Below are 11,602 nucleotides of genomic sequence, written 5' to 3' on the forward strand. Positions count from 1 at the left end.
CTGTTTCTGTTGTTTATACGTTCCTGCTGGGGCCGCCACCGCGCCCCGCCCCCCGGCCCCCCCCGCCGCCTGCGCGGGGGTGCAGGCGGCCGCACCCGCCGCCTGCACGCCGACGACCCGCACCTCCGGCCGCACCGACTTCACCGCCACCGCCACACCGGCCGCGAGCCCGCCGCCGCCCATCCCCACGACGATCGTGCGCACCTCCGGGCACTGGTCGAGGATCTCCAGGCCCACCGTGCCCTGCCCGGCGACGATGTCCGGGTGGTCGAAGGGATGGATGAAGACCGCGCCCGTCTGCTCCGCGTACTCCTGGGCGGCGCGCAGCGTCTCGTCCACCACGTGCCCGTGCAACCGCACCTCCGCCCCGTAGTCGCGGGTCGCCGCGACCTTCGGCAGCGCGGCGCCGGACGGCATGAAGACGGTGGAGCGCACCCCGAGCAGCGACGCGGCCAGTGCCACGCCCTGCGCGTGGTTGCCGGCGCTCGCCGCGACCACGCCCGCCGCGCGCTCCTCCGGCCGCAGACCGGCGATCCTCACATAGGCGCCGCGCACCTTGAAGGAGCCCGTGCGCTGCAGGTTCTCGCACTTCAGGTGCACCGGGGCGGCCACCAGACGGGACAGGTAGCGGCTGCCCTCCACGGGGGTCACGCGGGCCACACCCGACAGCATCTTGTGCGCGCCGCGCACATCGTCGATGGTGACCGGAGACGGCCGCGCGGCCACCACCGCGCGACTGGTGCGACGTGCCGGACGTGCGGGGCTTTCCATGGTCCCCAGTCTTGCAGCAGCGGCCACCGCCCGGACGGACCGAGCAGTTTTCCGCGGCGGGGTCCCGGGGTGACGCTCTCCGCGTACTCTTCTCCCAACCTTCGCAGGACCGACAGAACGCGAGCTTCCGGCCATGCCCATTCCCCCCTCGGAGATCACGACCGACCTCCTGGAGCGCCTGCAGCACGAGGTGGCGCTCTTCGCCCGCCGCGCGGAACAGACGCGCCTCGGTGGCGTCGGCAAGGCCCGCAACTCCATGGACCGGGCCGCGTACCTGCTGCTCCACCGCCTCGACAACGAGGGCCCGATGGGCGTGAAGGCGCTCGCGGAGGGCATGGGCATCGACTCCTCCACCGTCACACGCCAGGTCGCCCCGCTCGTGGACAGCGGACTGGTCAAGCGCACCTCCCACCCCGAGGACGGGCGGGCGGTCGTGCTGGCGCTCTCCCCGCGCGGACGTTCCCGCCTGGAGGAGGTCCGCAGCTCGCGGCAGCAGCTCATGGCGGTCGTGACGGAGGACTGGACGCCGCAGGAGCGCGAGTCCTTCACCGACCTCCTCGGCCGGTTCAACGGCGCGCTCGCGCAGTACCACTCCTCCGTCACGCAAGGAGACGAGCAGAACTCTTGACCTGAGGTCGCCGTCTGCCGTCCCATGTCGCTGTGGGAGAGCGCCGGGAGGCAGCGGAGCGCCTGCGCGAGGCCGAGTTCGAGGCGTTCGCGGCGGGCGCGGCAGGGCGGTTGCTGCACGTCGCCGTCCTGCTCACGGGGGACCGGGCGGAAGGGACCGAGCTGCTGTGCGCCGCCCTGTCGCGCAGCTACGCGGACTGGTTCCGGATGCGCGGCGAGGACCCGTACGCCTGCACCCGCGCCGAGATCGTCCGCCGCTTCGCCCACCGGCCCTGGTGGCGCCGTCCGCGCGGCGGGGTGCTCGGGCCGCTCGACGTGCGGGAGCGGCTGGTGATCGTGCTGCGGCTGTACGAGGGCATCGCCGAGGAACAGGCCGCCGCGCAGCTCGGCATGCCGTCGGAACGGGTGCGGGTGATCACCCTGCGGGCCAGCGCGGCCCTGCGCAGCCGGCGCGCCCGCGGCGGGGCGGCGCGCCGGGTGCGGGAGGTCGCGTCGTGAGCCCGTACGACCGCAAGCAGGACGAGGTCCGCCGGCTGCTCGACGGGCCTCACCCCGCGGTGCCGGTGGACCTCGCCCCGCGCGCCGCCGAGCGCGGCCGCCGCGTCCTGGCCCGCCGCCGCGTGCTGCACGCCGTCCTGTGGACGCTGCTCGTCGTGGCGGTCGTCGTCGCGCTCGTCCTCGCGGTGCTGTGGTGGCCGGCGGCGGAGCCGCTCGACACGACGCCCGGCGAGTGGTGACCGGCTCCGCCGGATGGCCGGGGGTGCCCCTTGCGGCCCGTTGTCGTGTGCGGGTTGTTCGCGCCTGCGGCGGGCATCCCCCGCCCACCCTCCCGATTGCCCGGCGCGGTCAGTGACCGCCCCGCTGCGTACGTATGGGGTCGGTGCCGCGCCGGCGTACCTCCTCGGCGCTCGCGGCGCTGCCCTACATCATTCGGCGCCGCGCGCACCGCTCGTCGCCTGCGGGGGCACCCCGCCACACCCCCTCGTGCCGGTGGGGCGACTGACGGCCGGTGGGGGTTCAGTAAGGCACCTGCGGCAACCCCGGACGGCCTTCTCACCCACCCTCCGGCCGTCATGCGCCCAGACGACGGGAGGGGGTGTGGCGGGGTGCGCCCATGGGGGTCCCCCCGGCCGAAGGCTGGGGGAGACGTGCACCGGCGCGGCTCCGACCCCAACCCAACAGAGCGCAGGCCCGCACTGACCGCGCCGGTTGGGGGTCCCCCCGGCCGAAGGCTGGGGGAGGGAGGGCGGCGGGGAAACCGCCCGCCGCAGGCGCAACGCACCCGCACACAACCACAGGCCGCAAGCGGCACCCCGCGCACCCCGCGCACCCCGAAGGGCTACGCGCCCAGGGCCTGGCGGAGGTCTTCCAGGAGGTCGTCGACGGACTCGATGCCCACGGAGAGCCGCACCAGGTCCGCCGGGACCTCCAGCGCGGAGCCCGCGACCGAGGCGTGCGTCATCCGGCCGGGGTGCTCGATGAGGGACTCGACGCCGCCCAGGGACTCGCCCAGCGTGAACAGCCGCGCCCGGTTGCACACCTCGACGGCCGCCTCCTCGCCGCCCGCGACGCGGAAGGAGACCATCCCGCCGAACCGCTTCATCTGCTTGGCCGCGACGTCGTGCCCCGCGTGCTCGGGCAGCCCGGGGTAGAAGACCTGGGTGACCTTCGGGTGCAGCGAGAGCAGTTCCGCGACCCGGGCCGCGTTCTCGCTGTGCCGGTCCATGCGCACCGCGAGCGTCTTGATGCCCCGCATCACCAGCCATGCGTCGAAGGGGCCGGCGACGGCGCCCATCGCGTTCTGGTGGTAGGCCAGTTCCTCGCCGAGCCCCGCGTCGGCCGCGACCAGCGCGCCGCCGACCACGTCCGAGTGCCCGCCCATGTACTTGGTGGTGGAGTGCACGACCACGTCGGCGCCGAGCGCCAGCGGCTGCTGCAGGTAGGGGCTGGCGAAGGTGTTGTCGACGACGAGCCGGGCGTCCGCGCCGCGCGCGATGTCCGCCAGCGCCGCGATGTCGGTGATCCCGAGCAGCGGGTTGCTGGGCGTCTCGACCCAGATCACCTTGGTCTCGGGCCGGAGCGCGGCCCGGACCGCCGCCGGGTCGGAGGTGTCGGCGACCGACCACTGCACGCCCCAGCGCTCGACGACCTTGGCGAAGAGCCGGAAGGTGCCGCCGTACGCGTCGTTGGGGATGACCACGTGGTCGCCGGGCTTCAGGACCGTGCGCAGCAGGCAGTCCTCGGCGGCCAGGCCGGACGCGAACGCCAGGCCGCGGCGGCCGCCCTCGAGCGCCGCGAGGTTCTCCTCCAGCGCGGTGCGCGTGGGGTTGGCGGACCGGCTGTACTCGTAGCCGCCGCGCAGGCCCCCGACCCCGTCCTGCTTGTACGTGGAGACCTGGTAGATCGGCGTGACCACGGCCCCGGTCTGGGCGTCGGCCGGCTGACCCGCGTGGATCGCGAGGGTCTCGAAGTTCTGGTGCTGCTGCTCGCTCATACCGCCGAGCGTAGTGCGAGCCGCGGGCCGGGACGTGCCGGCCGGGCCCGCGTAGGCTTGCTCATCATGGAATTCCTGTGGGTGCTGTACGGCGTTCTGCTGATCTCGGCGATCGTGCTGGTGCCCCGCATGCTGCGCGGCCGCGGCGTGCGGGCCGTGGCCGCGGTCGACCCCGCCCGGTACGGCTTCGTGCCCCGGGAGGAGATCGACATCCGGCTGCCGGGACCGGACGACGAGCTGACGCAGGCGCTGACCGTGACCCAGCGCACCCAGGACTGGCGCGCGGTCGCCGCCCTCCTCAAGGGCACCCCGGCCGCGGGCGAGCTGCGCTGGCAGCGGGTCCAGACCCTGGCCGGGGCCGCGGCGGTCGAGCTGACGCAGTCCCCCGGCACGGGCGCGGCGTGGCTGCGCACCTGGCGGGTCGAGGACCCGAAGGACGCCGGCGGGGCGGCCGTCCACGCGGCGTTCCTGGTGCAGCGGGCCCGGCGTGAGCCGGCCGGGTCCCCGGACGTGCCGATGATCCTGGAGGAGGCCCGCACGGTCGCCGACGAGGCCGCGCTGCTCGCGCCGGGCGACCCCGTCCCGTACGTCGTCGCCCTCGCCGCGGACGCGGACTTCGCGACGGTCTGGGAGAAGACCGCCTCCCGCGCCCCGCACCACATGGGCGCCCACCTGGCCGCCCTCGCCCGCCTTCCGGAGGGCGCCGCACGCGACTTCGCCGAGCGGGCCGCCTCCTCCGCGCCCGAGGGCAGCCTGCTGCCGGCCCTGCCGCTCTTCGAGGTCCTCGCGCACCTGCCGGACGTCATCCTCGTCCGCAGCTTCTACGAGAGCGACGTCGTCTCCCGCGCCATCGGCGGCGCGCTCTACGCCACCGAGCACGCCTCCCCCTCCGACCCGGTGCTGCCCGTGGTGCGGCACCTGCTGGCGGCCTTCCTGCTGCGCGCGGAGCGCTTCCCCGAGGCGGTCGAGCAGTTCCGTGCCGTCGACGGCTACGCGGGCGCGGCCCCCTGGGCCTACGAGGCCGACCCGGCCGCCGCGTACGCCGCAGGCCGGGCACAGGCGCTCGCGGGGCTGGAGTGGAACTCCGAGCGCGGGCGCACCCGTTGACGCCGCGCCTGCCCTCCCGTGAGGAGGCGATACCGGGCCGCCCCGCCCCGCTCCACACGGTGCCCGACCGCCACACCGTGCTCGGCAGGCCGCTCACCGGCCCCTACCCGGCCGACCTGGAGGTCGCCGACTTCGCGCTGGGCTGTTTCTGGGGCGCCGAGCGCGTCTTCTGGCGGACGCCCGGCGTGTGGACGACGCTCGTCGGCTACGCGGGCGGGTACACGGAGAACCCGACGTACGAGGAGGTCTGCAGCGGCCTCACCGGCCACGCCGAGGTCGTGCGTGTCGTCTTCGACCCGGCGCTGATCACGTACGGGGAGCTGCTGAAGGTGTTCTGGGAGGCCCACGACCCCACCCAGGGCCACCGCCAGGGCAACGACATCGGCACCCAGTACCGCTCCGCGGTGTACGCCCACTCCCCCGGGCAGCTCGCGACGGCCCTCGCCTCCCGCGAGGCCTACCAGTCCGCCCTGCGCGCCAAGGGGCACGGCACCATCACCACGGCGGTCGTCCCCGCGGGCCCCTTCCACGCCGCGGAGCCGTACCACCAGCAGTACCTGGACAAGAACCCCGGCGGCTACTGCGGCATCGAGGGGACGGGGGTCTCCTGCCCGGTCGGCATCGCGAAGGCCGATCGCTGAGCTCCCGCCGGTTGCGGCCGGGAAATTCGATTGCCTGCGCCCGGCCGGTACGCGCTAATACGGCGCATGGCCGATATCCAGGGCACGTACGACGACCTGTTCACCGCGGTGCCGGGCGCGCTGGCCGGATTGCTGGACGGCGGGGACGCGGGGGGCTCCGTCGCGGTCTTCGTGGACGGCGAGCCGGTGGTGGACGTCTGGGGCGGGTTCGCCGACGCGGACCGCACGGTCCCGTGGCAGCGGGACACGATCACCAACGTCTGGTCCGTCACCAAGACGATGACGGCGCTGTGCGCGCTGGTCCTGGCCGACCGCGGCGCGCTCGATCCGGACGCGCCGGTCGCCCGGTACTGGCCGGAGTTCGCCGCGGCGGGCAAGGAGAAGGTGCTGGTGCGGCACCTGCTCGCGCACACCGCGGGCCTGCCCGACTGGGACGGGCCGATCGACGAGCTCTACGACTGGCCGTCCGCCACCGCGCGTCTGGCGGCGCTGGCCCCGCAGTGGGAACCGGGCAGCGCGGCCGGGTACCACTCGCTCACCCAGGGGTACCTCGTGGGCGAGGTCGTACGCCGGATCACCGGCCGGAGCGTGGGCGGGTTCTTCGCGCAGGAGGTGGCCGGACCGCTGGGCGCCGACTTCCACATCGGACTGCCCGCCGAGCACGACCCCCGCGTGGCGCCCGCCGTCCCGCCGCCGTCCCGGGACGAGGACTACGCGGCGAGCGCGCCCGGCGGCAGCGCGTCGCCCGGGGCCGGCACCGCCGTGCGGCTCCGTGACGGGAACGGCGTGGCGTGGCGTCGCGCGCAGATCCCGGCGGCGAGCGGCTTCGGCAACGCCCGCTCGGTCGCCCTCGTGCAGTCGGTGCTGGCCTGCGGCGGAGCGGTGCACGGGGTGCGGCTGCTGTCGCGGGCGGGCTGTGACCGCGCGCGGGAGGAGCAGTTCAGCGGAGAGGACCGCCGCCTGGGCATGCCGGTCCGCTGGGCGCTGGGCTACGGGCTCTTCGGCGACAGCTTCGGGTGGGGCGGTTGGGGCGGCTCGCTCGTGATGATCGACCCCGAGGCCCGTATGACGGTGGCGTACGTGCCCAACCAGATGCGCGAACCCGCGGACGACACCCGCGGGATGGAATTCGTCATGGCCGCCTACGACGGGCTCCAGGGGCTGCGGGCCTGAGCGCGCGCCCCGCCGTCGTCACGCGGACGGCGCGGGGCCGCTGCTCGCGCGCACGGTGAGTTCGGGGCCGAGGAGGCGGACCTCCTCCGTCGGGCTGCCGCCCAGCTTGGCGATGACGAGTTCGACCGCGTGCCGGCCCATCTGCTGCGCGGGGATGGCGACCGAGGTGAGCTGGGGGGCGGCCTGCGTGGCCACCTGGTCGGGGCAGACGGCGACGACGGAGACGTCCTCGGGCACGGCGCGGCCCTGCTGGCGAAGGAGCGCGAGGAGGGGGGCGATGGCGGACTCGTTCTGGACGACGAGCGCGGTGGTGTCCGGCCGTTCCTCGAAGATGCGGGAGAGGGTGCCCGCGGTGGACTCGTAACTGCCCTCGCAGGGGCGGTGGATGAGCCGGATCCCGCGTGCGGCGGCACGAGTGCGCAGTCCCTGGAGGGTGCGCTCGGCGAAGCCCGTGTGGCGCTGGTAGACCGCCGCGGCCTCGCCGACGACGGCGACGGAGCGGTGGCCGAGGTCGGCGAGGTGGTCGGCGCAGAGCGCGCCGGTGGCGGCGAAGTCGAGGTCGACGCAGGTGAGTCCCGCGGTGTCGGCGGGCAGGCCGATGAGCACGCCGGGCCGGTTACCGGCGCGCAGCAGGGGGATGCGCTCGTCCTCCAGCTCGACGTCCATGAGGATCATCGCGTCGGCGAGTCCGCTGGCCGCGACCCGCCGGACCGCGGTGGGGCCCTCCTCGCCGGTGAGCAGGAGTACGTCGTGGCCGTGCTGACGGGCCGTCGTGGCGACGGCTATCGCGATCTCCATCATGACGGGGACGTACATGTCTGTACGGAGCGGCACCATCAGGGCGATGATGTTCGAGCGGCTGCTGGCCAACGCCCGCGCGCCCGCGTGCGGGTGGTAGCCGAGTTCCTGGATGCTCCGCTCGACCCGCCGGCGCGTGCCCTCGGAGATCGACCGCTTGCCGCTCAGGACGTACGAGACGGTGCTGGCGGAGACCCCGGCGTGGCGGGCTACCTCGGCGAGTGTGGCCATTGTCGTTCTCCGTCCCCCCAGGAAGTGTCGAAACCTTTCGAAGCGCTTCGACTCAGACGCTACCGGGGACCCGGCATCCCTGTCCAGACACGTGTCGAAGCGCTTCGACAACACCTGTGGCCGGATCCGGCAATCCGTTCACGAAGTGACTCTTGAGATGTCCGCGACAGACGGTACATACTGCGTCGGCAAGGCGGGGGCTTCGCCGGGGGGAACGCCGTGGGGGAACATCGCGTGCGCGCGCCCGGGGACGAGCGCTCCCGCGTGTCATGACGCAGACACAAGGGGATACGTTGCACCGACGATGGAAGAAGGCGCGCGCGGCAGCGCTCGCAACGGGGGTCGCGGCGGCACTGACCGCCGGCGCCGTCACACCGGCCTCGGCGGCCGGGCCGGCGGCCACGGGGCCGGCCGGCTCCGCGTCCGCCACGGCGGTCAAGGACCGCGTGTGGATCACGCTGATCACCGGCGACCGGGTCGCCGTGGACTCACAGGGCAGGCCCGTCGCCCTGAAACGCGCCAAGGGGCGCGAGGACATACCGGTGCAGATACGCCGGCAGCACGGGCACGTCTACGTCGTCCCGCAGGACGCGGTGCAGCTGATCGCGAAGGGCCGGATCGACCGCCGGCTCTTCGACGTGACCACGCTGAGCCGGGCCGAGTACCGCAAGGCGGCCCAGCGTCGCGGCCTCGGACTGATCGTCACCTACCGGGGCAGCCGCCCCGAGGCGCGGGCCGAACTGCACCGGGCCGAGGGCACCGAGGTGACCCACACCTTCGCGGCGCTCGGCGGCGAGTCCGTCACCGCGCCCGAGGACGCCGCGGCCGGCGTCTGGACGGCGCTGACCGACGACGTGCCGGGCTCCCCGTACGCCACCGCCGAGTCCGGCCTGCGCACGGTCTGGCTGAACGCGATCCAGAAGGCCGCGGCCGAACCGAGCTGGAACACCCGGCAGATCCACGCGCCGGAGGCCTGGGACGCGGGCTACGACGGAACCGGCGTCACGATCGCGGTGCTGGACACCGGCGTCGACAAGAGCCACCCGGACCTGACCAGCCGGGTCGTCGCCGAGAAGAACTTCTCCACCGCCGACAACCTGCTCGACCACTTCGGCCACGGCACCCACGTCGCCTCCATCGCCGCCGGCACCGGCGAGAAGTCGGCCGGTGCCTACAAGGGCGTGGCGTCGGGCGCGCGGATCATCAGCGGCAAGGTGCTGGACGACGACGGCTTCGGGGACGACGCCGGGATCATCGCCGGCCTGGAGTGGGCCGCCGCCTCCGGGGCCAAGGTGGCCAACCTGAGCCTCGGCGGGAGCGACACCCCCGGGGTCGACCCGATCGAGGAGACGGTCAACCGCCTGTCCGCGGACACCGGCACGCTGTTCGTCATCGCCGCGGGCAACGAGGGCGACGGCGCCTCGACCGTCGGCTCCCCCGGCAGCGCGGACGCCGCGCTGACCGTCGGCGCGGTCGACAAGGACTCCAAGCTCGCCGGCTTCTCCTCGCGCGGCCCGCGCGTGGGCGACGGCGCGGTCAAGCCCGACGTCACCGCCCCCGGCGTGGACATCACCGCGGCCGCGGCCAAGGGCAGTGTGATCGACACCGACCCCGAGGTCCCGCACACCGCGGACGGGAACTACCTGACCATCTCCGGTACTTCGATGGCCACCCCGCACGTGGCGGGCGCCGCGGCGATCCTCGCCCAGGAGCACCCGGACTGGACGGGCCGGCAGATCAAGGCCGCGCTCACCGGCTCCACGACGGACGGCGGCTACACCGCCTTCCAGCAGGGTTCCGGCCAGATCGACCTGGCCCGGGCGATCCACCAGGAGGTGGTCGCCGACCCGGTCTCGCTGAGCTTCGGCGTCGCCCGGTGGCCGCACGCCGACGACGTGCAGCAGTCCAGGACGATCACCTACCGCAACTCCGGTGACGCCGACGTCACCTTGGACCTGTCGGTCACCGGCAAGGACCCCGACGGCGCCGCGGCGCCGGCCGGGTTCTTCACCCTCGACAAGCAGCAGGTGACCGTGCCGGCCGGCGGCACCGCGGAGGCGACGCTGACCGCCGACACCACCCTGGGCACCGCCGACGGCGCCTACAGCGCGGCCGTGGTGGCGGGCGACGGCACGCGGTCGGTGCGCACCGCCGCGGGCGTGGTGCGCGAGGCCGAGTCGTACGACCTGCGGATCACCAACCTGGACCGCGACGGGCGTCCGGCGGCGGCCTACGACACGCTCGTCGTCGGACTGGACGGCGACGCCTTCGAGGAGGTCACCAACGACAGCGGCAGCACGGCGCTGCGCCTGCCCAAGGGCAGCTACGCCGTGGACAGCCTCATCGTGAAGCTCGCGGCCGACGGCCGGACGTTCGAGAGCGCGAACTGGGTGAGCCGCCCGCTGGTCACCCTCACCAAGGACACCGAGGTGACGCTCGACGCGAGCAAGGCCAAGCCGTTCGCGTTCACGCTGCCGGACCGGGCCGCACGGCAGTCGGACCTGATGGTCGGCTACAACCTGAACCACGGCGCCGCCGGCACCGGCCTGAGCTTCAACACCGGCACGCTGCGGGACTTCCGCACCGCGCACTCCGGTCCCGCGCTGACCGCCGCCGAGTACCAGGCGACCGTCGCCGGCCTGTTCGAGCACGGCTCGAAGGTCTACACGGTGGCGTACGGCCGCACGAAGTCGTTCTACACGGGCTACACCAGGACCGTGCGGAGCACCGACCTGGCGAAGATCACCACCACCGGCGGCTCCTCGGTGAAGCGCAAGCTCGGCGCGGTCTTCACCACCCCGTTCGTGAACGCGGCCATGGTGACGCCGAGCGGCTTCCTCACCGGGCTGCCGTTCACCAGGACCGTGTACGTCAACGGCTCCGGCGTCACCTGGGCCCAGGACTTCCTGCAGACCGACTCCTCCGGCGAGATTCCCGAGGGCTACTACGAGGCCCCGGCCCGGTCCTTCACCAAGGGCAGGAGCTACAGCCGCAGCTTCAACGTCGGCGTCTTCGGACCGAAGCTCGACAAGTACTCCGGCATCATGCGCTCCGGTGACGAGATCTGGGGCACCGTCGGCCTCTTCACCGACGGCCAGGGCCACAGCGGCTTCGCGTCGTACGACAAGGCCACCACGACCCTCTACCGCAACGGGACGAAGGTCGGGAGCCACGACGGCGCGCTCGACGACGGCGTCTCCTTCACCGTCGACGGCGCCAAGGCCGGCTACCGGCTGGCCACCTCGGTGACCCGCGCCACGACCGCGGCGGTCAGCACCCGCATCACCGCGTCCTGGACGTTCTCCTCCCGGCACGTCGGCGGCGACGTCCCGGCCACGCTGCCGGTCTCCGTGGTGCGCTTCACCCCGTCCCTGTCCGCCACGAGCACCTCCAAGGCGAAGGCCACGGTCAAGGTGCCGGTGACGGTCCAGGGTGCGGCCGCGGGGCGCAACCTGAAGTCGCTGAAGGTGTACGTCTCCACCGACGGCGGGGCGCACTGGTCGAAGCTGACGGTCAAGGGCGGCAAGGTGACGCTGAAGAACCCCAAGGCGGGCAAGGGCGTCTCCTTCAAGGCCCTGGTCAGCGACAAGAAGGGCAACACCCTGTCCCAGGTGATCTACAACGCGTACCTCGCGAAGTAGCACGAACAGGCGGGCATCAGGGCGGCCCGCCCCGAACCGCGGAACCTTGCGGGGGGGGCGGCCCCCCGCGCCCCCGCCCCCCCCGGCGCGGTCGCCTTTAAAAAAAAAAAATCCCACCC

Annotated in this window: 10 protein-coding genes; 7 read left to right on the forward strand and 3 right to left on the reverse strand. The window is 73.7% G+C overall.

Annotation, left to right across the window (positions count from 1 at the left end; all coding sequences use genetic code 11):
- Positions 1 to 672, reverse strand: a 672-nt coding sequence (locus ACFV3E_RS33150; RefSeq protein WP_500538146.1) for a threonine ammonia-lyase, incomplete at its 3' end; no start/stop codon positions are given.
- A 232-nt stretch (positions 673 to 904) separates the two neighbouring features.
- Here ACFV3E_RS33150 and ACFV3E_RS33155 point away from each other — a divergent pair.
- The 3 genes from ACFV3E_RS33155 to ACFV3E_RS33165 are packed head-to-tail and all read left to right on the forward strand — an operon-like array spanning position 905 to position 2,135.
- Positions 905 to 1,399, forward strand: a complete 495-nt coding sequence (locus tag ACFV3E_RS33155; RefSeq protein WP_500326745.1) for a MarR family winged helix-turn-helix transcriptional regulator — start codon at positions 905 to 907, stop codon at positions 1,397 to 1,399.
- 32 nt (positions 1,400 to 1,431) lie between these two features.
- On the forward strand, positions 1,432 to 1,896 hold the full coding sequence (locus ACFV3E_RS33160) for a sigma factor-like helix-turn-helix DNA-binding protein (RefSeq protein WP_500538104.1): 465 nt from the start codon (positions 1,432 to 1,434) through the stop codon (positions 1,894 to 1,896).
- Entirely contained in the window at positions 1,893 to 2,135 is a 243-nt protein-coding gene (locus tag ACFV3E_RS33165; RefSeq protein WP_500538106.1) for a hypothetical protein, read from the forward strand. Before ACFV3E_RS33160 ends, ACFV3E_RS33165 begins: the two co-directional genes overlap by 4 nt.
- A 602-nt stretch (positions 2,136 to 2,737) precedes the next feature.
- On the opposite strand, the gene ACFV3E_RS33170 is transcribed toward ACFV3E_RS33165, so the two are convergent.
- Complete coding sequence (locus tag ACFV3E_RS33170; protein WP_450388435.1) at positions 2,738 to 3,892, reverse strand: cystathionine gamma-synthase; 1,155 nt, start codon at positions 3,890 to 3,892, stop codon at positions 2,738 to 2,740.
- Between the two features lie 66 nt (positions 3,893 to 3,958).
- Between ACFV3E_RS33170 and ACFV3E_RS33175 the strand changes: the two genes are divergently transcribed.
- From ACFV3E_RS33175 to ACFV3E_RS33185, 3 genes are all read left to right on the forward strand, one after another.
- A complete protein-coding gene (locus tag ACFV3E_RS33175) occupies positions 3,959 to 4,999 on the forward strand; it encodes a hypothetical protein (RefSeq protein ID WP_500538108.1) in 1,041 nt (346 codons plus the stop codon).
- Positions 4,996 to 5,640, forward strand: coding sequence for a peptide-methionine (S)-S-oxide reductase MsrA (msrA, locus tag ACFV3E_RS33180; protein WP_500538110.1), 645 nt, complete (start codon positions 4,996 to 4,998; stop codon positions 5,638 to 5,640). The genes ACFV3E_RS33175 and msrA overlap by 4 nt, the downstream gene beginning before the upstream one ends.
- Positions 5,641 to 5,706: 66 nt before the next feature.
- Positions 5,707 to 6,813, forward strand: coding sequence for a serine hydrolase domain-containing protein (locus tag ACFV3E_RS33185; protein WP_500538112.1), 1,107 nt, complete (start codon positions 5,707 to 5,709; stop codon positions 6,811 to 6,813).
- An 18-nt stretch (positions 6,814 to 6,831) separates the two neighbouring features.
- Here the strand turns inward: ACFV3E_RS33185 and ACFV3E_RS33190 are convergent, their stop codons facing one another.
- On the reverse strand, positions 6,832 to 7,842 hold the full coding sequence (locus tag ACFV3E_RS33190; RefSeq protein ID WP_500538114.1) for a LacI family DNA-binding transcriptional regulator: 1,011 nt from the start codon (positions 7,840 to 7,842) through the stop codon (positions 6,832 to 6,834).
- Positions 7,843 to 8,135: 293 nt separating this feature from the next.
- Here ACFV3E_RS33190 and ACFV3E_RS33195 point away from each other — a divergent pair, with 293 nt between their 5' ends.
- Complete coding sequence (locus tag ACFV3E_RS33195) at positions 8,136 to 11,483, forward strand: S8 family peptidase (RefSeq protein ID WP_500538116.1); 3,348 nt, start codon at positions 8,136 to 8,138, stop codon at positions 11,481 to 11,483.
- Positions 11,484 to 11,602 lie beyond the last annotated feature (119 nt).

Origin of the sequence: Streptomyces sp. NPDC059718 (assembly GCF_042733315.1) — a bacterium.
Classification (GTDB): Bacteria; Actinomycetota; Actinomycetes; order Streptomycetales; family Streptomycetaceae; genus Actinacidiphila.